The sequence below is a fragment of the Marinobacter sp. DS40M6 genome (assembly GCF_028581595.1).
Classification (GTDB): Bacteria; Pseudomonadota; Gammaproteobacteria; order Pseudomonadales; family Oleiphilaceae; genus Marinobacter; species Marinobacter salarius.
This window is the reverse complement of record NZ_JAFCAE010000001.1, coordinates 390,912-416,031: the sequence shown is the minus strand read 5'-3', so window position 1 is coordinate 416,031 and position 25,120 is coordinate 390,912. Positions and strand designations below refer to the sequence as shown.

Sequence of the window (25,120 nt, the reverse complement as noted above, 5' to 3'; positions counted from 1 at the left end):
TCTGTGTCGTTGCCTTCCCCAGTGAGGACAGCCAAGGGTTTTTGACGAGAGTTCTTGGCTATCTTCACTTCAGGAACCCTTGTCATGGATAATCTGCATCACATCGTCGTCGTAGGCGGCGGCGCGGGCGGTCTTGAGCTGGCCACCCGCCTCGGTAACAAACTCGGAAAGAAACGCAAAGCCCGTATCACCCTGGTCGACGCCGGCCTGACCCACGTCTGGAAACCCCTGCTTCACGAAGTGGCCTCCGGCTCGCTTGATGCCAACGCCAACGAAATCAACTACCGGGCCCACGCACGCAAGCATCACTATGAATTCCAGCTCGGGCGCATGAACGGCCTGGATCACAACGCCAGGGAAGTGATCATCGCGCCATTCCACGATGAGGACGGCGGCGAAGTCGTGCCGGAACGCCGCATCGGTTATGACACCCTGGTGATTGCCGTGGGCAGTACAGCGAACGACTTCGGAACCCCCGGCGCCCAGGATCATTGCCTGTTCCTGGACAGCCTCAACCAGGCCCGGCGTTTCCACAACCTGATGCTTAACGCATTTTTGCGTAAGAACCACGATGCCCAATCCGGCAATGGCCATGAACTGCCCATCACCATCATTGGCGCCGGCGCAACCGGCGTTGAACTGGCAGCGGAACTGCGACTGGCTTCCAGGGAACTGCCCATATACGGTATGAATCACCTGCGGCCGGAGGATGTATCCATTACCGTTGTCGAAGCCGCTGACCGCATTCTGCCGGCGCTGCCGGCCCGGCTCTCCGAGGCTGCAACCCGCGAACTGGATCACCAGAATGTCAGGGTGATGACTGGCGAACCCGTCAGCGAAGTCCGCGATGGCGTGGTGGTGCTCAAAGACGGCACTGAAATCGCCTCGGAGATGACCATCTGGGCCGCCGGCATCAAGGCGCCTGCGTTCCTGGCAACACTGGACGGCCTGGAAACGAACCGTGGCAACCAGATCAAGGTGAAGCAAACCCTGGAGGCCACCACGGCTCCGGCCATCTTTGCCTTTGGCGATTGCGCGGAGTGCCCCCAGCCCCAGTCAGAACGGCCCGTACCACCGCGTGCTCAATCCGCGCACCAGCAGGCGGACACTCTTTTCAAGACCCTGTGTCATCGACTGGAAGGCCGTGAGGCGGTTCCGTTTGTCTACAACGACCATGGTTCGCTGATCAATTTCAGCCGCTACACCACCGTGGGGAACCTGATGGGGAATCTCTCCGGTCGCAGTATGTACATCGAGGGCAAAGTCGCGCGCCTGTTTTACCTGTCGCTCTACCGCATGCACCAGGTCGCGCTGCACGGCGTCGTTCGAACCGGAATCATCTGGTTGATGGACCGGATAAGCCGGGCCATGCACCCGCGTCTGAAACTGCACTGATCCGCTCGTGACCCTGCTATCATCGAGACATATTCCCAGGCCGGAGCAGGAATGGATCCGCTAGTTACTCTGATCGGCGCTCTGATGCTGGTCATCAGCATCATGCTCAGCCCGCTGTCCAGCAGGCTGGGCATGCCGGTACTGCTGATTTTTCTCGTGGTCGGCATGATCATGGGGGAAGACGGTCCCGGTGGCATCCTCTTCGACGACTTCGAGCTGGCGTTCCTGATTGCCAACCTGGCGCTCGGCGTGATCCTGCTGGATGGCGGCATGCGCACCCGGGCAGAAACCTTTCGTGTCGGTCTCCGCCCGGCATTGGTACTCGCATCCGTTGGCGTATTCCTGACCGCCTCCGGGGCCGGCCTGGTGGCCTGGTGGGTGTTCGACATGCACTGGCTGACAGCACTGCTGATCGGCGCCATTATCTCCTCCACCGATGCAGCGGCAGTGTTTTCACTGCTTCAGGGGCGCGGCCTTCATTTGAACGAACGGGTCAGTGCAACCCTGGAAATCGAGTCCGGCAGCAACGACCCGATGGCGATTTTCCTGACCCTGATGCTGGTCACCATGATTGAGGCAGGCGGAACATCCGAAGGCTGGATGGCGCTGATAATGCTGGTGAAGCAATTCGGCATTGGCGGTGCGGTAGGCGTCGCCGGCGGTTTTATCGTAGTGGAACTGGCCAACCGGGTTCGGCTGACCCCGTCGCTATACCCTTTGCTGGTGGTGGCCGCCGGCATCATGGTGTTCTCCGGCACCAACGCGCTCGGAGGCAGCGGTTTCCTGGCGATCTATCTGGCCGGTGTGGTGGTTGGCAACCGCCCGGTTCGAATGATGCCGATGATTCTCCAGGTTCACGATGGCCTGGCCTGGCTGGCCCAGCTATGCCTGTTCCTGATGCTGGGGTTGTTGGTCACGCCCTCGGAACTGTTGCCTCTCGCCGGGGGCGGTCTGATCCTGGCGCTGGCGCTGATTTTCCTGATCCGGCCGCTGACGGTGATGGCGACACTCTGGCCGTTCGGCTTTAATCGACGCGAGCTGGGCTTTATCAGCTGGGTTGGTTTGCGAGGCGCCGTGCCCATTGTGCTGGCGTTATTCCCGATCATCGCCGGGCTGCCGGAGGCGCAGCTCATCTTCCATGTCGCCTTCTTCATCGTACTGGTGTCGCTGGTGGTTCAGGGGACCACCATGGCGCCACTGGCCAGGAAGCTGCGACTGGAAGTCCCCGCCGGTGAAGATCCCTACCGCCGCCTGCCCCTCGATGTCCCGGCCGCCGGGGATCACGAACTGATGCTGTTTCCGCTCCGGGGCGGCGCCTGGGAGTCATCCAGACCCCTGGGCCAGCTCCGGTTACCGGACAACACGGCCATTGCTGGCGTTTTCCGCAAACGGACGTGTTATCAGCCGAGCCCGGATATGGAAGTCGCCAGCGGCGATGTACTGGCAATGTTTGCAACGCCAGCGATGCTGCCCGAGCTGGGCAAAGCCCTCAGCGGTCGCCATGCCCCCAAATACCTCGCCGAGCGCGCCTTCTTTGGCGACTTCGTGCTTAATGGTGATGCTCTGCTGGGGGATGTCGAACAGGTCTACGGCATCGAGTTTGACCAGTTGCCCCCAGAATTGTCCCTGGCGGAATGCTTTGCACGGCGCACCAAAGGGCATCCGGTGGTGGGCGACAAGGTGGTACTGGGCCCCGTTACCCTGGTCGCAAGGGCAACCGAGGCCGACCGGGTGACGAAGGTAGGCCTGAAAATGGACAACCAATAAAAATCTTTAACAAAAACACTCAAAACCCTGGTTCGATTAACAAAAGTCCTGTGCTATAACGTGTACAAAGATTAATCATTGACTCCTTATGCTACTGAAAATGTCGATTTCACTCTCCGGCACCGGCCGGTCCTCAGTTGCCATTGCCAGCTTTCTGGCCTTTGCTTTCTCGTTGTTGCTGGCGCCCCTATCTCCGCTATCGGCATCGGAGCTGCCGATGGGTGCCATGGATGAAACGCCGGAAGTCAGCGAGGTTCTGGTTCGCAAGGAAGAGCGCAGGCTTTACCTGCTGTCCGGTGACCAGGTGGTGCGCAGCTACCGTATCGGGCTGGGCGACAACCCCTCGGGGCACAAGCTCTACGAAGGGGATAAGCGCACCCCCGAAGGTAAATATGTGCTGGATTGGCGGAACTCCAACAGCGATTTCTACAAATCCATCCACATTTCCTATCCCAATGCTGAAGACCGCGAGCAGGCTTCTGCCTGGGGGCTCGATCCCGGCGGTAGCATCATGATTCACGGTTTGCCAAACGAGGCCGGTGATATGGCATTCGCGTTCCTCGGATTGGACTGGACCGATGGCTGCATCGCCGTCAGTAACGAGGAAATGGACGAAATCTGGCAATTGGTGGCTGATGGTACGCCAATACGGATTGTCCCCTGACACTGATCCAATCCCCGCTTCATGCGTAGATTCTTGCTGCAATATTAAGTTGTTGTCATAACCTAGGAACTTTTACGTATCCTTAGTTAACATTTCTGTCTAGACTGATTTACACTGTTTGACGATGTCGTTGGCCAAACGCTAACGACCCCGTTTTGACAGAATGTCTGCACCAACGACTTCTGGAACGCAGGAAATAAAACGACCAATAAGGGGATATACAATGCGTAAACTGACGATCGCAGGGTTTGCACTGGCCACCGCACTGACCGCAGGTTGTGCGACAACCGACCAGGGCGCTCTCGACGAAGCAAATGCAACCGCTTCTTCCGCCGAGCAAACCGCTGAAAATGCACTGAACACCGCTAACAGCGCTTCCAGCGCTGCACGCTCCGCTCAGCGCACTGCTGACGAAGCACTGGCTGCCGCCAAGGCTGCCCAGAAGGCTGCTAACGAAGCCAACGAGCGCGCCAAGCGTATGCTCGAGCGTGCCAGCCAGAAGTAAGGCTGTTACGTAAAAAAAGGCCGGGATTCGTCCCGGCCTTTTTTGTGGGCGCCTGGTAGCACTCATCAGGATTCGTCGTTATCGCTCTTCGGCTTCTGTGGTGAGGGCGTTTTGCTCATAAAGGCAGACATCATTTCCATCGGCAGCGGGAACACAATCGTGGAACTGTTGTTGGTGCTCATATCCGCCAGGGTTTGCATGTAGCGCAGCTGCATTGCTCCAGAGTTGGCGGACATAACTTCGGCCGCTTCAACCAGCTTTTTCGATGCCTGCAATTCACCCTCCGCGTGAATCACCTTGGCACGACGCTCCCGCTCTGCCTCCGCCTGACGGGCAATGGCACGAATCATCGACTCGTTCAGGTCCACGTGCTTGATTTCAACGTTGGCGACCTTGATGCCCCATTCCTCGGTCTGGGCGTCGATAATACTCTGGATATCCGAATTCAGCTTGTCACGCTCTGAGAGCATTTCATCGAGATCATGCTTACCCAGTACCGAACGCAACGTCGTCTGGGCCAGTTGACTGGTAGCAGAGCCGAAATCCTCGACCCGTATAATCGCACGCTCAGGGTCGACCACCCGGAAATACAGCACGGCATTGACCCGCACGGTCACGTTGTCTTTCGAGATAACGTCCTGGCTTGGCACGTCCAACGCAATAACACGCAAATCCACGCGGGTTATCTGTTGGATACCTGGGATTACGATGATCAGGCCAGGCCCTTTGACACCCTGAAAGCGCCCCAGGAAGAAAACCACGCCACGCTCGTATTCCGGCAGAATCTTGATCGCCGACCCAAGAATCAGCAGGAGCACCACCGTGGGTGCGATATAGGGAATCAGGTCTGTGATGTTCATAAGGCCTCCTTCGTTGGCTTGATCGCCGGGTAACCTGTCAACATTCTCCAGGCCGGCGTCAGGGTTCCGCTTTGTCGGCTTCGACGTACACCGTCAAACCTTCCAATGCAGTCACCCTCAGCTTGTCACCGTTGCCTACTGGGGATTTACAGGCGGCATTCCAGCGTTCACCGCTCATGCGCACGTGCCCCCTGAAATACCCGTCGTCTTCCTGAAAGTCATCAAGTGCGGTCACTCTCTCGTGGACAATCTGTTCGCTTCCGCTGACCGGGTGCTTCCGGCGCAAGCCGATGAACTTGATGACGGTCCAGAGGATAAAGCCGGCCGCGACCAGTGCCGTGCCACCGATGGTGGGCAGTGAAATCTCCTGATGGCTGCCGTCCATCAGTATGATGGAACCGGCTACAAACGCGACAATCCCCCCTATGCCCAGTATGCCGAAGCTGGGCATAAAGGCCTCGCCGACAATGAAGGCAAGCCCCAACAGAATCAGCGCCAGGCCCGCGTAATTGACGGACAGCACCTGGAAGGCAAACAGTGCGAGGATCAGGCAGATAGCGCCAATCACACCCGGGAATATCGCCCCGGGGTTGGATAATTCGAAGATAATGCCGTAGAAGCCGATGATCATCAGGAAGTAAGCGACATTCGGATTGGTGATCACCGATAGCAGTCGCGTGCGCCAGTCCGGGTCTGCTCGCGTCAATTCAATGTTCGCGGTGGCCAGCGTTTTCTCGCCATTGGCCATTTTCACGGTGCGCCCGTCGATCTGCTGCATCAGGCTGTCCATGTTGTCAGCCACCACATCGACCACGTTCTGCGCCAGTGCTTCTTCGGCGCCCAGGTTGACGGCTTCGCGCACTGCCTGCTCCGCCCAGTCGGCGTTGCGGCCATGTCGCTCCGCCAGGCCACGGATGTAGCTGACGGCATCTTCCAGAACCTTACGCTCCATGGCCGTGCCGCCTCGGCGTTTATCGGAGGCGTCATCCTGCGCCGATTCCTCGTTTCCGGCGCTTTCCTTGTCATCGGGATTGGCATCCCCGGCATCTTCTGCAGGCTTCTGTTCCTCGGAACCGGGCAGCCCGCCCATCTGGACCGGCGTGGCCGAACCCAGGTGGGTGGCCCCTGCCATGGCCGCCACGTGACTGCCATAGAGAATGTAGGTACCGGCGCTGGCGGCACGCGCCCCTGCCGGCGACACCCAGGTCACCACGGGTACCTCTGAAGAAAGGATTTCCTTGATGATACCGCGCATGGATTCCATCAGACCGCCAGGGGTATCCATCCGGATAACAAGCAACTCGGCACCTTCGGACTCGGCGCGGCGAATGCCACGCACCAGGTAGTCCATGGTGGCAGGGCCGATAGCCCCGTCGACGGTCAACACAAGACCTCTCGGAGCGTCATCCTGCTGGGCGATAACCGTATGGGACAGAGAGGCCAATGCCAGCACCAGGCCCAGCAGGAACACGGCCAGCCACCAGTGCAGGCGGCCGGAGGGATTGGATTGGTTGGGTCGGTTAGCGATCATCACTCCTCCCCGGATCCGTTCAGCGGATCAGAGCCTTCGGTATCAGAACCAGAGGCGTTGCTTCTCACCTTTATTGCCATCTGGGGTACTTCGCATCGGCCCGGCAGACTCATCCGCGACGCGGGTCAGACGTTCACCCACCATCCGCGGCAGGCCGTCCGCCTGGTCCACAGCCAGTTCAATGGCCATGCGCTTCACTTCCACACCGGGCATTTTCTGGCGGAAGTCTTCCACCTTTTTCTGCACCTGCTTCCACAATTGTTCACGGTCCTGCTGACTGTAGTCTTCTTCAGGGCGGTGTACCTCCAGCCAGACCTCATTACCTTTCAGGCCGATCTTCACGGGCTCATGGATAACCTGCACCGGCGTGCCCTTACTGACTTCGTAGACAAACCGCGATATATCCTCGTTGTACATGCGGAAACAACCGTGACTGACCTGCATGCCCACTCCGAACAACTTGTTGGTACCGTGAATCAGGTACCCTTTCTCACTGAGCATCAGTGCGTGGGACCCCAGAGGATTACCCGGCCCCGGTGGAATCATCCTGGGCAGGTACTCTCCCGCAGCTTCGTATTCGGCACGGATGCTTGCAGGCGGATACCAGGCCGGCGACTCCAGTGGCATGGTCACTTCAGCGTTGGTCAGTGGCGATGGGTTGTCATCGGTGCCTACCCCCACCGGATAGACCTGTACCTTTCCCTCAGTAAAGTAGTACAAACGGTATTCCGCCAGATTGATGATTATGCCCTCGCGCTTTACATCCGGAAGCACGTAGTGTCGGGGCACGGTTATCCGGGTGCCATCACCGGGCAGCCAGGGATCAACACCGGGGTTGGCCTTAACGAGTTCCAGATAACCAAGACTGTTCTGATTGCCAATGGCCGCAAAGGTGTCTTCATAGCGGGTGGTCATCACCGACAGCTCCCCGGCCAGATCCCCGTCAATGGAAAACCGGGGAACACGGGGCTTCTCGGGGGTGTCGCTTTTTCCTTTGGCTGTAGTCAGTTCCTGACCCGCGGCCTGCGCTTCCGTTTCGGCACCAACCACGTTGGCCGACACCAGGGCCAGCAAAACCAGCAGAAAACCTGTCAACTGCGTTCGATACATAGCGTCTCAATCCGATATCCGGTCTGCGGCGACAACAACGCGCTTCAAACCGACGTCAGGGCTGTCCAAACGGTGGCAACAGCCAGAATCATAAATAGAAGGCTGGCTCCAATTCTGGCCGTCGCCAGTGGTAACCGCTCCATCAACCATTTACCAGCCATGATAACCGGTATATTAGCCAGCAGCATACCAACGGTGGTGCCCATAATCACCCAGAAGGTGTCCGTATATCGCGCGGCCAGCACCACGGTTGCAACCTGGGTCTTGTCGCCGATCTCCGCCAGGAAGAACATCACCGTCGTGGCCATGAAGGCGCCCATCCCCAGGAACGCCGAATCGCCATTGTCATCCTTGTCCGGAATCAACAACCAGAGCGCAATGGCCACGAAGCTGGTAGCCAGGATCCAGGGTAGCCAGGCTTGCGGAATCCACTCTGCGATCCAGGCACCCAACAGCGCTGACAAGGCATGGTTCAGCAGGGTGGCGACAAGTATGCCAAGAATGATGGGCGCACGCTTGGCGTAACGGGCAACCAGGAAGAGAGAGAGTAGTTGGGTCTTGTCGCCGATCTCCGCAATGGCGACCGCAAACGTTGAAGCGAGAAAAGCGTCCATGAAAAGCTCCGGGGCGGACATTCAGACATGAGACAGCCCACCTTCCGCCCTGGGAGGTGAAACTGCCTCAGGTCTTGCCAATTTCACCAATGTACCGGTGAAACATGATAGCCACGGAGATTGAGCCCCAAGTATGTTGACTACCATCCGCCCCTGGAAACGGGTTCCGTTGCGGAGGCTACTCCCCTGAAGAGTGCCGAAATGTTAATCAATACCTGGGCGGATGGCAACTATACGCGCATTTTCCACACTGGAATGGCCGCCATCGCCACGAATACAGCCACCAGCCACCAGGCTGAATGAAATGCCCCAATGGTGGGGATGCCGCCACTGTGGTCACCAAATTCAATGGTCAGGGCCACGATATTGACGCCAAAGGCCCCACCCAGCTGGCGGGTAAAGTTAATGGTGCTCGAACCGGCACCGAGTTGCTCCGGCGCCAGTGGATTCAGGGCACCCGTTGAGAGGGCTGGCAGCATGAAGCCGATACCGATTCGCCCCAACACGGTCCATAGCGCCAGCCAGCCGAAGGCGAGCTCAATGTCCGATACCGCAAACAACATGGCAGACATGGCGAACAGGACAATGCCGAATATCACCAGCTTACGGGCGCTCAGGCGGTCCGCCAGTCTCCCGGCCAATGGAAAGGTCATGCCCAGCACAATGCCTGCTGGCAACATCAGCAAACCGGCTTCGGTGGCGGTGAATTCCAGGGCCGTCTGCACAAACAGGGGTACCAGGTAGGTGGAGCCAAACAAGGCGAGCCCCAACGCCATGGCGCCCACGTTGGCGTAAACGAAGGCCGGATTGCGTAGAAGCTCTATGTTCACCAATGGGTGTCGGGCGCGTCGCTCACGAATCACAAACAGCACCAGGGCGATGACCGCAACAGCGCCCTCGATGGCAATTCGTGCTTCCTGTCCCGCCAGTTCCTGAAGCCGGTTGAGGGTGTCCAGCGACAGACCGATGGCAGCGCCCAGGAGCACCAACCCAGGAAAGTCAAAACGGTAGGGAGCCGGGCGGGAGACCGGCAGCGGCAGAAAGCGCCATGCCATAAACACCCCGGTCAGGGTGACGGGCACGGGGGCGAACATCACATAGCGCCAGTCCAACTGATCCACCAGGAAGCCCCCGAGAACCGGGCCCAGGGCTGGAGCGAGAATTACACCCATGCCGTAGATACCCATGGCCTGCCCACGACGGTTGCGGGGGAAAATCCGGAACACCAGATACATACCCATGGGCTGCATGAGCCCCGCCATGGCACCCTGGCCAATGCGGGCGGCAATCAACTGTTCCGGGGAGGTGGCAAAACCACCAAGGAGGGAGATCACCGTGAACAGGAACATGGCCGTCGCCAGGGTCTTGCGCACGCCAAAGTGATCCAGAAGCCACGACGAGGCCAGCATGGTGGTGGTCATGGCCGCGATGAACCCGGTGGCCAGCCAGTGCACCTGGCCCTGCCGAATACCGAATTCCAGCATGATGTCGTGCAGGGCAACATTGACCACGGTTGCGCTGAGCACCGTTGCCATGGTGCCCAGCATGACCGTGGCAACCGCCAGCCAACGCCAGCGTTCGCCGTAACGGGCCCTTAACCCCTCAACCGTGTTATCACTCAGACCAAGACCCCTTCAGGCCGAGATATCGACCGCACACCATTACCGTTGCCGCTCCGCATTCTCCAGGATCCTGTGGAACACCTTGACGGCACCTTCGATGTCCCGGTCGCTAATACCCTCCAGCATCTCTTCACGCAGGCGGGCCGCACGCTCGGTCAGGACGTTCATGAATTCGGTCCCGTCCTTGGTAAGGTGAAGACGGCGGGCACGACGATCATTGGGACAGGGACGGCGCTCAATCAGGCCCTGCTGCTCCAGGCTGTCCAGCAATCGCACCAGCGTCGGATTCTCAATGGCCATCAGGCGGGCGAGCTCACGCTGGGTCAGCCCTTCGCCCCCTTGTTGCAGATAGACCATGGTGGTCCAACGAGCCTGGGTGACACCCAGATCCTTAAGGCGTTCATCCAGCAATTTGCGCCAGCGACGGGTGACCCGGGCTACGGCAAAGGGAAACTGATCTCTCATGATCTGGGACTCCGGTAATGGGGTATCGACTGCTGTACTACCTGTAACGAATACCACTGCCGAAACGGTGCAGTGACGGACAACGTTACCAATAGTAAGCTAACCATTACGATAAAAACAGATATGCAAGGTGAAACAAAATTGGGGAAAACCGAGAGACGCGGCCCGATAGGCGAGAAAGACCGGCCTATCAGCCGGTCCTGTGTAGGTCTTCGTGACGCTCCTGAGCCGCTGGTGACTCGTGAAATTCCTCGTTACGGGGGTCCATTTCCGTCAGCACCGGCGAGGTCTCAGGCATGGCAGGTATGAAGTGTTCCTGCTCCGCCACCGGCACGTCTTCCGTGTGGCTGATGCGATAACTGGTGATAATCGCCAACACCACCAGGAAACCGGCGTTGCCGAAGAACAGCCCCCTGGGGCCCAATATGCCCACCAACTCGGCCATCACGATGGGGCCAATGACACTGCCCACGCCGTAACTCAGCAGCAGTGTTGCGCTGGCGGCCACAATACGATTACTTTCCATCCGGTCGTTGGTGATTGCAACCGCGATCGGATACAGCGTGGCCGAGAGGCCCGTAAACAGGCCAACCAGCAGGGTCAGTAGCCACATCCGTTCAGCCCCGAGGATGCCAACCGACACCGCCGCGGTGCCCGCTGCCACCGCCACCCAGAACATGACGCGGCGACGATCAAACCGGTCACACACCAGCCCCAGCGGCCAGGCCAGGAGCATGGCCGCCACAATGGCACTGGCCATGAAGGTGGACACCCGGCTGACCTCCAGACCCACCAGGGTGGCGTATACCGGGCCGAGCGCATAAAAAGAACCGATCATGACACCGCAGATCAGCGCACCGGAAACCCCGGTGAACGACTCACGGGCCAGGGTGAAGAATGACAGTCGCTCGGACTGCTCAATCACCGGGGCATCCATACGTGTCAACGACAATGGAATCAGCGCCAGCGTCAACAGGACAGCGGCGAGCGAAAACGGTATGAACGAAGACGGCTCACCGACGTTGATCAGCAACTGGCCACCGGCGGCGGACAGGTAGAACACAATCTGGTAAACCGCAAAAAGGGCGCCCCGGTTGGCGTTGGTGGCGCGACTGCTGAACCAGCTCTCAATCACCACCAGAACGCCGGCCACACTGAAGCCCGACAAGGCACGCAAAATGGCCCAGAACACCTCGGACACCGCCATGGGATACAGCAGGGCGCACACCGCCGCCATGGCGGCAAAGACCGCGAAAGCCCGGATATGCCCGACACGACCGATGATGAGATGGACGTAGAGCGTACCCAACACGAAGCCAATGGAGTAACACACCAGGATCCAGCCGATAATGTTCGGCGAGACCGCTTCAATACTCAGTCGCACACCCAACAGAGTCATCAGAAAGGCGTTGCCACTGACCAGCAGGACAATACTGAGGATCAGGGCTGAAAGCGAGGTGACCATTCGGGTCATCGGTCTGGCTCCGGCGTACTTTAAACAGGTTGATACAGGAATGTAATGAAACTAGCAGCAACGCCGGAACATTGCAGAGCACGAATTAGAACAGGGCGTAATTCACAAAACCACTACGCAGTTCCCGAAATCCCCAATACCGCTTGCAGCGCCGTGATGACTGGATTTAACATCATTTTACATTAAGGTGACGTAACACACGCTGGCGACCTGAAGGGTTAACATGTGGGTAGTTTGATCGCTGCCTATTTGAACCCACGAGAGTCTCTCATCTCATGCAATCCACGCTAACCATGAGCGCCTGGTTATGAAAAAGACGGACTGGCCCATTCGATGGGATCTGTTGCTTCGCTACCGGCTGATTGAAATCATCGCCCTATGGGAAGGACGGCTCACCACCAATCATATCTGCCACAGTTTCGGCATTGGGCGACAGCAGGCTTCCAAGGATATCAACACCTACCTGCGGGAACTGGCACCGGACAATCTGGTTTACGATCGCCACCTTAAAGGCTATGTGCCATCGTCCAGTTTCCGGCCGGTGGTCACCGCCGGCAACGCCAGTGAATACCAGGATCTGCTGGCTCGCCAGGACGCCCTCAGTGACACCTTTGAATCGCTTAATATCAGCTTGCCTGACAGCACCATCGTCCGTGGCCCGGAACGGGTTGTTAAGCCGGAAGTCATGCGTGCCGCAGTTGCAGCAGCTCGCCACGGCCGGGTGATGAAGGCAGAGTATGCCTCCCTAAGCCCTGCTGGCGTTTCCCAGCGCACTCTGGAACCCCACACTCTGGTGTGTGTCGGCCAGAACTGGCACCTCCGTGCCTGGTGCGACGCCAACCGGGAATTTCGGGACTTCGCCCTCAGCCGTTTCCGCGGCAAGCCGGAAACCACCCGGCAACGCAGCCGTCACACCATCCAGCATGATGATGACTGGAACCGTCAAGTCTCACTGGTGATGATGCCTGATAGCCGTTTGAACAAGGCACAGCAGGATATTGTTGCCACCGATTACGGCATGGTCAGCAACCGGCTCGAACTCACCATTCGCGCGGCCCTTGCACCCTACGTACTGTCCCGGCTCGGCCTGGGTTCAGACAGCCAGCACCCGGACCCAATGGTCCAGCAGCTGGAACTGGCCAACGAGGAGCAGCTGGGCATTGCCGAGTCGGCTCGCGAACGGGCTATTAAAGCAGTAGCGGGGCTCTGCTAGACTGAGCGGGTGATCACAACCAACCCTTTCCTGTTCTGGCGCCTTGCCCTCGCCCTACTCATAGGCCTGCCCGCTGTCGCGGCGGGGGATTGTGGTACCGGGGTTATCCCGGTTTCCCGCATTCAGGGCACGGGCGATCATTCCTCTTTCGCCGGCCAGACCGTTTCCGTTGAAGGCATCATAACCATGGATGCTCGCCAACGAGGCGGCTTCCGCGGTTTTTATCTGCAACAAGCCGATGGCGAAACGGACAACGATCCGCAAAGCTCCGAGGCCCTGTTTGTTTACACCCATCGCACCGACGGACAGCACGGGGATAGGGTGCATGTCTCAGGGCGGGTGAAAGAGTTCCATGGCCTGACCGAGCTCACCGATATTACCTCCATCACCCGTTGCGGGAATGGCCGTCTGCCTGAGCCTGTCTCCGTCACGCTGCCGTGGCAGGATGGCGAACCTCCGGAACACCTGGAAAACATGCGGATCAACGTCGCCGGCGAGCTAACGGTGATCAATCACTATAACCTGGCCCGTTACGGTGAACTCACCCTCGCGGCAAAGCCTCAGACGATGGCCACGGAAATCCTGGAACCAGGGCCGGGCGCTCAATCGCGCCACAGGTGGCAGGCGATCAACCGACTGTTGCTGGATGACGGCCTGGGGGCGCGCAACCCGCGCCCGATTCCCTGGCCTGGGCCACAACTGTCCGCAAACAACACGGTTCGCACCGGCGACAAGGTCAGCGGGTTAACAGGCATACTGGATTTTCGGTTCGGCGCCTGGCGACTGCAGCCGCAATCAACGCCGGCGTTCAGCCCCGCCAATCCACGCGCACCAGCACCCGAGCGACCGGAGTCGGCCACGCTCAGGGTGGTCACACTCAATCTTGGCAATTTCTTCAATGGCGATGGCCGTGGCGGCGGTTTTCCGGCAGCTCGGGGGGCCCGATCCGCCACTCAGTTTGAGCAACAGAAAGCACGGCTGGTTGCCGCGCTGACGGCGCCGAACCCGGACATCATCGCTGTCACAGAAATGGAAAACGACGGCTATGACGGCGACAGCGCCATTGCCGAATTGGCCGGCGCCTTGGGTTCACACTGGCGCTACGTGGAAACAAGCGACAACACTGGCAGTGATGCCATACGCACCGATCTGCTGTACCGCAGCGACCGTGTGGTCGCGGAAGGCTCTCCCAGCCGCCTGACAACAACACCATTTGATCGTCGTGGCCGGCCACCAGTCACTCAGGTATTCCGGCTCATTCACAGTGATCGAGCCCTGAGGGTTGTCGTTCCTCACTTGAAATCAAAGGCCTGCCGTGGCGCCAGTGGTCAGAACCGGGATCAGGACGACGGCCAGGGCTGCTACAATCACAGCCGCGAACAAGCGACCCGGGCCATTATCCGCTGGACCAATGCCCTGCCGCACCCGGATGGCCTGTCCGGCACCCTGATCACCGGGGATATGAACGCCTACGCCCGGGAGACGCCGCTGCAACTGCTGGAAGCGGCAGGCTTTATCAACGCCGTTCGTCACATCCACGGCTGCACCAACACCACCTGTAAGCACACCAGCTATAGCTATCACGGCCGTAGCGGAACCCTGGACTACAGCCTGGTCTCGAAAAGGCTGCTCCCACGGATCGTCGATGCCCGCACCTGGTCGATAAATTCCGATGAACCCCGGGCGCTGGGCTACAAGGGGCCGGTTACCGTACCCACCGGCCAGCCCTGGCGCTCATCGGACCACAACCCGGTCATCACCGACCTGTCACTCTGATTCCACCTTGCCCGCGAGCCGCAGCATCAGGGCAGGCAGGCCAAAGCCCGGCGCGGGATACGCGGTACACTGGCTCCAATCCAGTTGAAACGGAAACCGACCGTGAAAATACCCACTCCAAACTTATGGCCTGCCGCCCGCACCAGTCAGCGATGGCTGGTACAGGCAAAACGTCGTGAAACCGTGATCGATGGCCACCGCATGGTGTATCTGGAAAAAGGGACCCCTACCGGGGACCAACCCACCGTTATACTGATGCACGGTTTTGCCGCCATGAAAGAGAACTGGGCGCTCTGGCTGCAGCGGCTGCCCGAACACTGGCACATTCTGGTTCCGGACCTGCCAGGGCTTGGAGAAAGCGAGTACCGTTCGGACGCCGATTACGGCTACGAGGCCCAGGCGTCAAGACTGGAAGCCTGGATCGAGACTCTGGCCACCAACAACCTTCACCTGGTCGGCAGCTCCATGGGGGGTGCCATTGCCACCGTCCTCGCTCACAAAATGACGCCCGCACCCGCTTCCCTGACGGTGCTGAACAGCGCCGGCATACCCGAACATACAAACGTGGACCTCGATGCCCCCTTCGAGTCCGACCGCGACGCCATTCTGATTCCCCGGGACTGGGCCGGTGTCTACCGGATGTTCAACAGCGTCGGCACTGGCAGGCCAACGGCTATGGGCGTCGCCATGACGGGGCTCCTGGGGCCGGACCTGCTGCAACGAACCACGTCCTTGCGTCACATTTTCAACGATATGCTCGCCGACGCGTTGGCACCAGCACGCTACCTTGGCCCCAACACACCTCCCCTTCAGGTCCAGTGGGGGGACCGGGACGTGATCACGCCCACACGCTGTGTGGACTGGTATCGAAAGGTGACGCCCCAGGCCGATATCCACGTGTTCCGGCGGGTAGGCCATCTTCCCATGCTGGAGAATCCCGGTCGCTCAGCCCGTAAACTGGCAGCCTTCATCGACCGCCACTCAGCGGGCGGCCAGCTCTGTTAATTGGCCTGCATATCCTGTTGACCCGTCAGCGAAGTCATGGGGTGGGAGGAACATTCCGTTCATAATCGTGGAAGAAGTTTCATCCCTGACATAACAACAACAGGAAACACGAGGAAATCCCATGCGCGCCTCAGTATCTACCACTCAGGATCTGGGCATGCCGGCCATTTACCTGCACTTGCTGGCGGAGTTGCTTAGTACCATCGGCGTCGATGAAAAAGCGCTGCTCAAGCGTGTCGGCCTGGACCCGGTGCGCCTGCAGTCAACCGATTTAAGAGTCAGTCAGTCACAGGCCAGCGAGTTCGTGACCCGAGCCATCATCGAAAGCGGCGAGCCCGGGCTCGGCATCATGCTGGCCCGGGAGCTTCGACTGCCACTGCACGGAGCCCTGGGCACCGCGGTCATGAGCAGCCGCACGCTGGCAGAGGCTCTGGACCTGATGACGCGATACCTGACCCTGCGCGCCCCGCACCTGCACGTCAAGCGCCGACAGCAGGATGGCCAGTCTATCTACGCCATCTCGTGTGGCATTGATCTGGGCCCATTGCAGGGCTTTATCATGGACGCCATGCTGTTCGGCTGCGCGTCCATGGGAGCACAGCTAACGGGCTCACCGGTCGCCGGCTCGTCGATTCAGCGACGCGGACCGGAACCGGCCTACTTCCATCGCTTTCGCCAGCAAATCCCCATCCCCGTGGTGTACGGCGCTGGCGAAGATGCGATTGTTATTCCCGATCCGCAGCTGGCATTGCCCATCCGCTTCTCTGACGATCAGTTGGCCGCCTCCTCGAAAGCCCAGTGTGAGGAAGCCTTACGCCTTCTAACCGAAGATGCCGGCTTTGCCTGTCGGGTCAGGCGGGTGATTGAAACCAGTCACCCGTTCCCGCCGAAACTGGCCAGGGTAGCCACAACGCTGTTTGTGTCGGAGCGCACCCTGAAACGGCGTTTACAGGCGGAAGAAGCCAGTTTTCAGCACCTGGTGGATCAGGTGCGATTGGAAAGAGCGGGGGAGTTGCTGCAGCAAACTGCCATGAACCTGAGCCAGATTGCCGACGCCCTGGGCTACGCCGACGCCGCCAACTTTACCAGGGCGTTCAAGCGCTGGACCGGACAGAGCCCCAGCCAGTACCGAAACCAGGAGTCATTGCCAACAACAACGTCGATCAAGAGAACACCAACCAGTGCGATGGCCTGAAACACTCAGTCGATGCCTATGATCTTGTGCATCTGCAGGGTCAACCGCCACTGCGGGTGGGTCAGGCAGTAATCCGTGGCTTTGCGGGTGTTACTTTGCTTGACGGGGTCAGCCTCACCCTCTGAGACAGTCGGCGACGCCATTGGCGAAAGGAAATAGTGGCTGGCGTTAATGTCGGTGAAACGCTCCGGCATCGCCAGGGGCTGAGGGTACACCACTTTCAGCTCGTCACACTGGCGCAATACCACCGGCGCGTCCGCCTTGGGGCTCACACACAACCAGTCAATACCGGACGGTGCCGGCAGTGTGCCGTTGGTTTCCACGCCCACTTCAAAGCCGGCCCGGTGAAAGGCATCCACCAGCTTGTCATCCAGTTGCAGTAGTGGCTCACCACCCGTGCACACCACATAGGGTTGCCCAGGCGCATCCGGCCAAAGGCGACGAATATGCGCCGCCAGCGCATCCGCGGTTTCAAACTGGCCGCCGTTCTGACCATCGGTACCTACGAAGTCGGTATCGCAGAAGCTGCATACGGCATTGGCCCGGTCCTTTTCACGGCCAGTCCAGAGATTGCACTTGCTGAAGCGGCAAAACACCGCTGCCCGCCCGGCCTGGGCACCCTCTCCCTGCAATGTATAGAACGCTTCCTTTACCCGATACATCAGGTTTCCACCTCATACCGCAAGGGATCTGAAACGCCGTTGGCGGCAAACGCCTCCAGGCGCTCCACGCAGGAGCCACAAACGCCACAGGCTCGGTCCCGGCCGTTGTAGCAGGTCCAGGTTTTGCCGTAATCGAGCCCCAACTTCAGGCCCTCGGCCAGGATGGCCCCCTTGTCCGAGCCCATGAAGGGCGCTTCTATTTTCACCGGCTCATAGTTCGCCACCTGACAGACGGCGTCCATTTTCTCCACGAACTCCGGTCGACAGTCCGGATAGATCGCGTGATCGCCGCCATGGGCGCCGTACCAAACAGCAACAGCACCGGCGGTAACCGCATAGCCGGTGGCCAGCGACAACAGAATCATGTTGCGGTTGGGCACCACGGTGGCCTTCATGTTGTCTTCTTCGTAGTGCCCCTCGGGCACGTCCACTGCGTCCGTCAGGGCCGATCCGGCCATGACTTCACTGAGCGCACGAATATCGATCACCTTGTGCGGCACCGATAATTCTTCGCACACCTGGCGGGCGCATTCCAGTTCGCGAACGTGCCGCTGGCCGTAGTCAAACGACAGGGCATGAACCTTATACCCTCGGGCACGGGCAAGGTGGAGCAGGGTGAACGAATCCATTCCCCCAGAGTAGATTACAACGACGGTTTCGGTCATCAGGTCATCCCGGTTTCAGACAGCCAGCAGGGCGTCACTGGATTGTTATAGGGTCGGAGTAACATCCGTGGACACATTGTAACAGTGGAATGCGACGATGGGTTCGCGTCTGCAGTAGCGTGCGGGTAAACTCTGATGACGGCACATCAACAAAAACCAGGCGGAATGAGAACCAGAACCAGCCCAGCCTTTATTGACTTCGAGGCCTCCAGCCTCGATCTGATCGCCAGCTATCCGATCGAGGTGGGCATATGCTTGCCCGACGGCACCTTGCACAGCTGGCTGATACAACCCCATGTACTTTGGCAGGACTGGTCAGAAAGTGCCGAGCAGGTTCACGGAATCACCCGGGAAACCCTGGAAACGGAGGGTACACCGGTGTCGGAGGTTGCGGCACACCTGAACCAGCTGCTCTCGGGGCAGGTATTCTGTGATGCCTGGACGTTTGACAGCTTCTGGCTTCATCGCCTGTTTCGAGCCGCCAACACCCGCGCCGACTTTCAACTGGAATCCATTTCCATGTTGCTGGATGCCAATCAGGTAAGGCACTGGTCGGCATCGCGTCAGCAGGTTATCAAGCGTCTGGGGTTGCCCGTGCACAGGGCGGCAAACGACGCGCTTATCCTCCACAGAACCTGGGAAGAGATCCAACTGTTCGCTGCGGACGACCAACCGCTTCACGGACGCAGCCGGCAGGTCTGAGGTTTCCATCATGGAGCACAGCGCGCCGGCATGGAACTCAGCGCTGGGGACTATTCACCTTGGGGACGAGGACTTCGAGTCACCTTGAGGGCGAGGACTTCGAGGCCATCACGCATGGTGTTCAGTGTCCAGTAGGTTACCAGCACCATCAGCGCCGCCCCAATGACGGTAAAGGAAAAATTATCACCCACCATCTGGCTGCGGGCGATGAACAGGTATACGGCGAGCGCGAGGACAAGCAGCACTTCGACTATGGCGTGTGACTGTAACCGGTTTTTTGCAGATCCGTTTTCTTCGGACATCTTACTGGGTTTCAACCTCTCATTTCTGACGATACATTGCATTGATTAGTGTGCAAATTATCGCCAAATATGGTCCGGGCGTCTGTACGAACTAGTGGCTACGAGGTTTCCACGATGCCGTCAGGAACACACTTTTCGGACGGCCAAAAAAAACGCAGCCCCGAGGGCTGCGTATAAAGGAGAGATCCATGCGGTACGCCACAGATAAAAGGTGGGCACCGGAGGATTGCACAACGTAAAACACGTGACAGAACAAATTATGATCGCTTCGAGGAGCCGCGTCTGTAGGGGTTTGCCGAAGCACTCTGCCCCTTGCAAAGCCATGGGCACGCGATACACTGATGACAGTACCGAAACCGATATGCTCGGCAAACGATGCCGGAAAAGGCCCATGACAATGCTTCAGAAATACCAGTATCTGATGATTGACGCGATTGCGCACCGCAAGGGTGAAGCGTGTGCGCACTCCATGGTGAACGACATCTAACGGCTTTCGGTCAGTCCCGGGAGCCTTTGGAGCGACCGGGCAAGCTTCTCCGCGAGACCCCGGTTGCCCAGAGCGCCGGGGTTTTGTTTTTGCAGCCGCAAAACGACAAGGAGAAGATCATGAAGAGACATCCGACAAAAGCAGCAAACCAGCCGGCAAGCAGCCGCACGGGGCCTATTCGGCGCCCGGAAAAGCTGCCTCTGCTGGATGCCATCTGCAAAAAACTGAACCAGCGCGTCAACCTGGACGACGAACAACGGGTGCTGGGGCTGTATGAGCGAGGCTGGATATTCAAGGGTGTTCTGGGCAATCTGAACGATGGCGAGGCACGATACGTGCGTGCTCTTGCCACTCGCTACGGTTCCTGGATCGCCCGCCAGGTTGCGTAATGGGAAACCCGATGGGCCGAACCGTCAATGCTGGCGGTTCAGTCCCTGTATCATGGCGGCATCGCCGCCGTGCACCATGGCGTAGTTGTTCACCACGTCGTGAATTTTTTCCTGGGAATAGGGTTTGACCACGTAACCGTTGGCCCCGGCACTGATTGCTTTCTGGATGCTGTCGATGGAGTCATCCGCTGTCACTAAAACAATGTGCTGATCCTTGCGCTTGGCCTTGAACTCCTCCATCAACTGATGACCGTTGCCGTCCGGCAGCCCCAGGTCCAGCAAGATGATCTGGAAGACGTCAGCCTCAAAGGCAGCCCTGGCACCCGCAATGTCCGGACACTCAACCACACTGCTTGCACCTGCCGTGTAGAGCATGTCTACCAACCGCTCCCTCATGACCGGCTCGTCTTCCACCACCAATATTCTCATATCACTCATACCCCGCCTCCTGATTCTATTTTATACCCGGTCCCACAAGGCACTTCAAAGGGAATCACCGCCGGTTCGCCGGGGAATCGCCAGCGGCTCATGCTGGGCAGTGGCTGGCGCAGGTTCTCCAGTCTCGTCCAGGCGAGCGCCAGCAGTGCGGGACGAACTGGCGTTTACCCCGCCGGACCGGGTCAGAATATTACTGATACTGACGGCCGTGGTGTAGAGGGAAATCGCGATGATCAGCAGGATAGGCTGAACAAACGCCACGAACCCGGGCACTTCGCGATGACCAGCGATACTGAGCATAAGGATGATGGCCGGCCCCAACACTACAAACAGCGTCAATGCGATAAAGAACACAATACGCTCCTTGAAACGGCCCAAGTCGCGGTTACTGACCAGCCCCAGCACGAATTTTCCGATGGCCAGCCCGGCCAGTATCGCAGCCGCAATGCTCAGATCGGGCCTGAGTAGCGTCTCATAAAGCTGGCCATCCCATAACCGTTGCATGCTGATGACCAGGAACGGAAAGAGGACAAACAGAATGTCGGCGTAGGTGCCATACATCATACTCAGCGAGTGCTGTTCGCTTTGCTGGAGGTTTTCACTCATCAATCACGATTCCTGTTTTATCGGTAGCCGAAATGTCGGTTGTCATAGACGTGCCTCCCGCCCCTGCAATGCCCTGTCGATCATGTCAGCCAGGGCTTGCAGCTGGCTGTGAACGTGGTCCCAGTCACGGTCTTCAACGTTCACGCAAGCCTCCAGTTTCCCTGCCTGCCGTGTCATGTCAGGGTAGCCCATGGCGCCGGCGGTGCCTTTGATCTGATGGGCTTCCGATGCCAATCGCTGCTGATCACGACGCGCGGCTGCGGCTTCCATGGCCACTTTTCGGGACGCCAACCCATCGAGGAAGCGTTCGACGAGGTGACCAATGTCCTCATCCTCCGTCGAGTCTCTGCTCGGGCCATTGGACTCTGGGAGGAAATGGTCCAGCGTGCTCAGCAAATGCCTACTGTCGATGGGTTTGTTCAATACGCCATCGCACCCGGCCGCCATCAACGCATCGGTTTCCGACTGGTCACCGGCGGTGAAGGCAATAACTGGCCGGCGGAAGCCCGTCTGCCGCAGTAACCGGGTAGCCTCCACTCCGTCCAGACCCGGCATATGGCGGTCCATCAGCACCATCTGCACCGATTCGGACAGCGCCGTTCGGACCGCATCATCGCCACTGGCAACGGTGATGACATCCAACCCCTGGGCCCCGAGCATGCGCTCCACCAGACGACGGTTGTCCTCGTTGTCCTCCGCGACCAGTATTGTGCTGCAATAGCGCCGGTGGCCATCGGATTCACTCTCCGTCCGCACCACCAGATATCTGGCCATGACTTCGTAGAAACGCTGTTTGTCGATGGGTTTGGCCAGATGGTCATTACAGCCTGCGAGGCGATAGTCTGCAATATCCTCCGCCATCACGTTTGCCGTCAATGCAATGACCGGGATATTCAGGCCAGCTTCACGAATGGCCGCCGTTGCATCCCGACCGTTCATGACCGGCATCTGTATGTCCATCAGAATCAGATCAAAGGGCTCCCTCAGCGCCAGATCCAGTGCTTCAGCGCCATTGCCGACATGGACCAGCTCAGCGCCCGTGCGACCCACCAGCAGGGACACCAGGCGACGATTCACGTCATTGTCCTCCGCCAGCAGGATACGGCCGGAAAGCCTTGGCGCAAGCACCATGGGAATGCTCCGCCGACGTTGCGACAATTCCGACGCGTCGCGCAGAAAGTGGACATCCTCCAATGGGCCGGTGGCGATGGAAAGCTCAAACTCACTGCCTTCGCCATACGTGCTGGAAACGGATATGTTGCCACCCAGCAACTCCGCCAGCCGACGGGAAATGCTCAACCCGAGACCGGTTCCTCCATATTGCCGGGCAATCGCGGCGCTACCCTGGGCGAACGGGTCAAACAGCCGGCCCAACTGTTCGGGTTTCATGCCGATGCCGGTGTCCACCACCCTGGCCACCAGGGCCTGGCGCTCGCGATCACACCGAACATTCAGAGAAATAGAACCATTTTCCGTGAATTTAAGCGCATTTCCGCACAGATTTATGATGATTTGGCGAAAGCGGGTCGGGTCCGTGGCAACCTTTTCGGGCAGGGGATACTCACAGATGATATGAAATTCCAGCCCCTTTTCCCGCGCCCTGGGTGCGAAGAAAGCGCGGATTTCGTCAAGCAGTTCCGGCAAATTAACCGACACTATATCCACATCCAGCTTATTGGCGTCGATCTTCGAGTGATCCAGGATGTCGTTAATCAGGTCCAGCAAGTGACGGCCACTGCGCACCACCGTTTCCGCACTGGTGTGTTTCTCCCTCTCGGTCAGGTCGGGATCGAGCAGGGTTTCGCCATAACCGATAATCGCCGCCAACGGTGTGCGAATTTCGTGGCTCATGTTGGCCAGGAACTGGCTTTTTGCTTCGGCCGAATTGCGGGCCAGTTCTTTTTCCAGACGTTCCTGCTCCCTCTCCCGCTCGATACGCTGGCGCTGATGGCGCTCGGTGGCGTCAATGCAGGTGCCCTCAAGATGGGCGGGATCGCCATCGGGGGTATACACGGTATGTAACGAAATGGTGGCCCAGCGCTCTTCACCGGAACGGGTGTAATAGCGTGCTTCGATACCCTTGACGGTGCCCCGGGATTCCAACTGCCCAATCACCCAGCGGCGCACTCTCTCATCCGCAAAACAGGTTTCCAGGACGTCCGGGTCAAGATCCAGCAGCTCCCGGCTGCTGGTGTAGCCCATCAACCTTGCCATGGCGGGGTTGGCGGTGACGAAACGTCGGCCCAGCGACATCTGGAACACGCCCTCTATGGCGTTGTCGAACAGCGACTGGTATCGACGCAGGTTGGCCAGAGCCCGCTGGCTCCAACCCAGGGCTTCGCCCTGCACCTGTTTGATCCGGTCAGCCAGGGCAAAGGAAAACAGGATAATCTGGGCCGTCAGGCCGAACTGCGGGGCGTAGGAAGTGAACATGTTCAACGGCAGGTAGCCCATCACGGTCAGACCATAGATACCGAAACCCACCAGCGCCAGGGTCCAGGCAAAAAAGTAGGAGCGCGCAGCCGGGTTGTAATAGCGCCAGGACAGGTAACTGACCACAATCAGGATGATGCTGAGCAGGATCGACGCCAACACGATCCATTCCATCGCCGTGTGATAGGGCAGGAACAGGGATAGCACAAAGGTCGCCACAATGGCGTACAGGCAAAGCTGGATCACCTTGTCCAGGTCCGCCGACCGCTCCCGGGTTTCCAACAGGGACCGGGCCATCAACAGGCCCCAGAACCAGGTATTGATGATCTGGTAATGGAGGTATTCCTTGTGCAACAGCGCAGGACGATTCTCCAGTAGCTGGATACCGTGCACCTGCTCGGTGGCGATGAATACCGTGGCTGATACCAGATACATCACGTAGTAGATATTGCTGCGCTCGCGAACCGACACGGCAACAAACAGGTTGTAGGCGAGAATGGCCAGGATGCTGCCTAGCAGAATGCCCCGCACGGCTTCATCGACCGACACCTTCTCAATATAAGCATCGGGGTGCCACAGGGTGATCGGCAGGCGGAAAGTGTTGGTATTGGTGATGCGCAAATAAATGCGGGTTGAGCTTCCCGGTTCCAGTGACAAACGGAACGTGGGGTTGGGTACGGCCAGGTCACGCCCGGACCAGTCACCCTCGTAGCCAGCACGGCGCTGCTCTATCAGCTCACCATCCTGGACCAGATAGAGCACCACCTCATCCACCAATGGCAGGGCGAGCTCCAGTATCCAGTCTGTCAGTGCTGCGCCAGCTCCTACCTCGACATCAAATCTGGCCCAGTATGCCGATTCCGTGTAGCCAAAGTTCAGCACACCGCCTTCGTGACGGGTGAAAGGCGCGGTATCGCCACTCAGTATATCGTTGAAATCGACGGCGTGTTCCGGGTCCTCCAGGTACCAGATACAACTACCCAGATCACGCACACTGCTGGTGGCGCTGTTCAGAACAATCTCGCCGTCCTGGCATCGCTCCTGCGCTGCGGCGGAGGCCGGAATAATAATAGCCAGAACCGCAAGCGCGATGAAACGGAACCATCGGGCGTGGCATTCCCATTGCTGCAAAATGTGATCTCCGCGAGGGCAGATGCCTTTTTTATGGTTTATTGTCAGCAGTCACGCAGGTGCCGAATGAATTCAGCGGCACCCTGGCTAAACACTTTAGCGTTTTACC

At 58.8% G+C, this 25,120-nt stretch carries 23 protein-coding genes; 10 read left to right on the top strand and 13 right to left on the bottom strand.

Going from position 1 to position 25,120, the window contains the following annotated elements; translation table 11 throughout:
* Positions 1-84: 84 nt before the first annotated feature.
* The 4 genes from JJO78_RS01820 (at position 85) to JJO78_RS01805 (ending at position 4,331) form a co-directional block, all read left to right on the top strand.
* Entirely contained in the window at positions 85-1,395 is a 1,311-nt protein-coding gene (locus tag JJO78_RS01820) for an NAD(P)/FAD-dependent oxidoreductase (RefSeq protein ID WP_273622713.1), read from the top strand.
* A 51-nt stretch (positions 1,396-1,446) separates the two neighbouring features.
* The gene (locus JJO78_RS01815; RefSeq protein ID WP_273622712.1) at positions 1,447-3,162 is read left to right on the top strand and encodes a potassium/proton antiporter; all 1,716 of its coding nucleotides are present in this window, start codon (positions 1,447-1,449) and stop codon (positions 3,160-3,162) included.
* 217 nt (positions 3,163-3,379) lie between these two features.
* Complete coding sequence (locus JJO78_RS01810) at positions 3,380-3,826, top strand: L,D-transpeptidase family protein (protein ID WP_226910032.1); 447 nt, start codon at positions 3,380-3,382, stop codon at positions 3,824-3,826.
* Between the two features lie 223 nt (positions 3,827-4,049).
* Positions 4,050-4,331, top strand: a complete 282-nt coding sequence (locus JJO78_RS01805) for an Lpp/OprI family alanine-zipper lipoprotein (RefSeq protein WP_007154661.1) — start codon at positions 4,050-4,052, stop codon at positions 4,329-4,331.
* Positions 4,332-4,396: 65 nt separating this feature from the next.
* Here the strand turns inward: JJO78_RS01805 and JJO78_RS01800 are convergent, their stop codons facing one another.
* The 7 genes from JJO78_RS01800 to JJO78_RS01770 form a co-directional block, all read right to left on the bottom strand.
* Positions 4,397-5,191: a slipin family protein gene (locus JJO78_RS01800; RefSeq protein WP_041332783.1), complete on the bottom strand. Its 795-nt coding sequence runs from the start codon at positions 5,189-5,191 to the stop codon at positions 4,397-4,399.
* A 58-nt stretch (positions 5,192-5,249) separates the two neighbouring features.
* Positions 5,250-6,722, bottom strand: a complete 1,473-nt coding sequence (locus JJO78_RS01795) for an NfeD family protein (protein ID WP_075196354.1) — start codon at positions 6,720-6,722, stop codon at positions 5,250-5,252.
* Positions 6,723-6,764: 42 nt separating this feature from the next.
* Entirely contained in the window at positions 6,765-7,832 is a 1,068-nt protein-coding gene (locus JJO78_RS01790; protein ID WP_075196355.1) for a L,D-transpeptidase family protein, read from the bottom strand.
* A 44-nt stretch (positions 7,833-7,876) separates the two neighbouring features.
* Positions 7,877-8,446: a TMEM165/GDT1 family protein gene (locus JJO78_RS01785; RefSeq protein ID WP_036207659.1), complete on the bottom strand. Its 570-nt coding sequence runs from the start codon at positions 8,444-8,446 to the stop codon at positions 7,877-7,879.
* A gap of 230 nt (positions 8,447-8,676) precedes the next feature.
* On the bottom strand, positions 8,677-10,068 hold the full coding sequence (locus JJO78_RS01780; protein WP_036207660.1) for a DHA2 family efflux MFS transporter permease subunit: 1,392 nt from the start codon (positions 10,066-10,068) through the stop codon (positions 8,677-8,679).
* Positions 10,069-10,107: 39 nt separating this feature from the next.
* Entirely contained in the window at positions 10,108-10,533 is a 426-nt protein-coding gene (locus JJO78_RS01775) for a MarR family transcriptional regulator (protein ID WP_036207661.1), read from the bottom strand.
* A 190-nt stretch (positions 10,534-10,723) separates the two neighbouring features.
* Positions 10,724-12,007 (bottom strand): MFS transporter, encoded by a 1,284-nt coding sequence (locus tag JJO78_RS01770; RefSeq protein ID WP_075196356.1) that lies wholly within the window; start codon positions 12,005-12,007, stop codon positions 10,724-10,726.
* Positions 12,008-12,314: 307 nt separating this feature from the next.
* Here JJO78_RS01770 and JJO78_RS01765 point away from each other — a divergent pair, with 307 nt between their 5' ends.
* The 4 genes from JJO78_RS01765 to JJO78_RS01750 all read left to right on the top strand — a co-directional run bounded on the left by JJO78_RS01765 (position 12,315) and on the right by JJO78_RS01750 (position 17,196).
* Positions 12,315-13,220: a WYL domain-containing protein gene (locus JJO78_RS01765; protein WP_036207665.1), complete on the top strand. Its 906-nt coding sequence runs from the start codon at positions 12,315-12,317 to the stop codon at positions 13,218-13,220.
* Between the two features lie 9 nt (positions 13,221-13,229).
* Entirely contained in the window at positions 13,230-14,996 is a 1,767-nt protein-coding gene (locus tag JJO78_RS01760; RefSeq protein WP_151983087.1) for an ExeM/NucH family extracellular endonuclease, read from the top strand.
* 102 nt (positions 14,997-15,098) lie between these two features.
* Complete coding sequence (locus JJO78_RS01755) at positions 15,099-16,001, top strand: alpha/beta fold hydrolase (RefSeq protein ID WP_151983086.1); 903 nt, start codon at positions 15,099-15,101, stop codon at positions 15,999-16,001.
* A 121-nt stretch (positions 16,002-16,122) separates the two neighbouring features.
* On the top strand, positions 16,123-17,196 hold the full coding sequence (locus JJO78_RS01750) for an AraC family transcriptional regulator (RefSeq protein WP_036207671.1): 1,074 nt from the start codon (positions 16,123-16,125) through the stop codon (positions 17,194-17,196).
* A gap of 5 nt (positions 17,197-17,201) precedes the next feature.
* On the opposite strand, the gene queE is transcribed toward JJO78_RS01750, so the two are convergent.
* Together queE and queC are read right to left on the bottom strand one after the other, a co-directional pair.
* Positions 17,202-17,858 (bottom strand): 7-carboxy-7-deazaguanine synthase, encoded by a 657-nt coding sequence (gene queE / locus JJO78_RS01745; protein WP_036207673.1) that lies wholly within the window; start codon positions 17,856-17,858, stop codon positions 17,202-17,204.
* On the bottom strand, positions 17,858-18,523 hold the full coding sequence (queC, locus tag JJO78_RS01740) for a 7-cyano-7-deazaguanine synthase QueC (RefSeq protein ID WP_036207677.1): 666 nt from the start codon (positions 18,521-18,523) through the stop codon (positions 17,858-17,860). Before queC ends, queE begins: the two co-directional genes overlap by 1 nt.
* A 165-nt stretch (positions 18,524-18,688) precedes the next feature.
* Between queC and JJO78_RS01735 the strand changes: the two genes are divergently transcribed.
* A complete protein-coding gene (locus JJO78_RS01735; protein ID WP_075196359.1) occupies positions 18,689-19,225 on the top strand; it encodes a 3'-5' exonuclease in 537 nt (178 codons plus the stop codon).
* 50 nt (positions 19,226-19,275) lie between these two features.
* Here JJO78_RS01735 and JJO78_RS01730 read toward each other — a convergent pair whose 3' ends face one another.
* Positions 19,276-19,542, bottom strand: coding sequence for a hypothetical protein (locus JJO78_RS01730; RefSeq protein ID WP_226909995.1), 267 nt, complete (start codon positions 19,540-19,542; stop codon positions 19,276-19,278).
* Between the two features lie 591 nt (positions 19,543-20,133).
* Between JJO78_RS01730 and JJO78_RS01725 the strand changes: the two genes are divergently transcribed.
* Positions 20,134-20,403, top strand: coding sequence for a hypothetical protein (locus JJO78_RS01725; protein ID WP_036207831.1), 270 nt, complete (start codon positions 20,134-20,136; stop codon positions 20,401-20,403).
* Between the two features lie 24 nt (positions 20,404-20,427).
* On the opposite strand, the gene JJO78_RS01720 is transcribed toward JJO78_RS01725, so the two are convergent.
* Genes JJO78_RS01720 through JJO78_RS01710 form a run of 3 tightly spaced genes read right to left on the bottom strand, consistent with a single transcriptional unit; the run spans position 20,428 to position 25,011 of the window.
* A complete protein-coding gene (locus tag JJO78_RS01720; RefSeq protein WP_036207689.1) occupies positions 20,428-20,841 on the bottom strand; it encodes a response regulator in 414 nt (137 codons plus the stop codon).
* Positions 20,842-20,886: 45 nt separating this feature from the next.
* Complete coding sequence (locus JJO78_RS01715) at positions 20,887-21,447, bottom strand: hypothetical protein (protein ID WP_036207692.1); 561 nt, start codon at positions 21,445-21,447, stop codon at positions 20,887-20,889.
* A 42-nt stretch (positions 21,448-21,489) separates the two neighbouring features.
* Complete coding sequence (locus tag JJO78_RS01710) at positions 21,490-25,011, bottom strand: response regulator (protein WP_075196361.1); 3,522 nt, start codon at positions 25,009-25,011, stop codon at positions 21,490-21,492.
* Positions 25,012-25,120 lie beyond the last annotated feature (109 nt).

Coding starts and splice junctions, on each gene's coding strand:
- JJO78_RS01820 (WP_273622713.1), top strand. CDS start 85: ATGGATAATCTGCATCACATCGTCGTCGTAGGCGGCGGCGCGGGCGGT.
- JJO78_RS01815 (WP_273622712.1), top strand. CDS start 1,447: ATGGATCCGCTAGTTACTCTGATCGGCGCTCTGATGCTGGTCATCAGC.
- JJO78_RS01810 (WP_226910032.1), top strand. CDS start 3,380: ATGGGTGCCATGGATGAAACGCCGGAAGTCAGCGAGGTTCTGGTTCGC.
- JJO78_RS01805 (WP_007154661.1), top strand. CDS start 4,050: ATGCGTAAACTGACGATCGCAGGGTTTGCACTGGCCACCGCACTGACC.
- JJO78_RS01800 (WP_041332783.1), bottom strand. CDS start 5,191: ATGAACATCACAGACCTGATTCCCTATATCGCACCCACGGTGGTGCTC.
- JJO78_RS01795 (WP_075196354.1), bottom strand. CDS start 6,722: ATGATCGCTAACCGACCCAACCAATCCAATCCCTCCGGCCGCCTGCAC.
- JJO78_RS01790 (WP_075196355.1), bottom strand. CDS start 7,832: ATGTATCGAACGCAGTTGACAGGTTTTCTGCTGGTTTTGCTGGCCCTG.
- JJO78_RS01785 (WP_036207659.1), bottom strand. CDS start 8,446: ATGGACGCTTTTCTCGCTTCAACGTTTGCGGTCGCCATTGCGGAGATC.
- JJO78_RS01775 (WP_036207661.1), bottom strand. CDS start 10,533: ATGAGAGATCAGTTTCCCTTTGCCGTAGCCCGGGTCACCCGTCGCTGG.
- JJO78_RS01770 (WP_075196356.1), bottom strand. CDS start 12,007: ATGACCCGAATGGTCACCTCGCTTTCAGCCCTGATCCTCAGTATTGTC.
- JJO78_RS01765 (WP_036207665.1), top strand. CDS start 12,315: ATGAAAAAGACGGACTGGCCCATTCGATGGGATCTGTTGCTTCGCTAC.
- JJO78_RS01750 (WP_036207671.1), top strand. CDS start 16,123: ATGCGCGCCTCAGTATCTACCACTCAGGATCTGGGCATGCCGGCCATT.
- queE (WP_036207673.1), bottom strand. CDS start 17,858: ATGTATCGGGTAAAGGAAGCGTTCTATACATTGCAGGGAGAGGGTGCC.
- queC (WP_036207677.1), bottom strand. CDS start 18,523: ATGACCGAAACCGTCGTTGTAATCTACTCTGGGGGAATGGATTCGTTC.
- JJO78_RS01735 (WP_075196359.1), top strand. CDS start 18,689: ATGAGAACCAGAACCAGCCCAGCCTTTATTGACTTCGAGGCCTCCAGC.
- JJO78_RS01725 (WP_036207831.1), top strand. CDS start 20,134: ATGAAGAGACATCCGACAAAAGCAGCAAACCAGCCGGCAAGCAGCCGC.
- JJO78_RS01720 (WP_036207689.1), bottom strand. CDS start 20,841: ATGAGTGATATGAGAATATTGGTGGTGGAAGACGAGCCGGTCATGAGG.
- JJO78_RS01715 (WP_036207692.1), bottom strand. CDS start 21,447: ATGAGTGAAAACCTCCAGCAAAGCGAACAGCACTCGCTGAGTATGATG.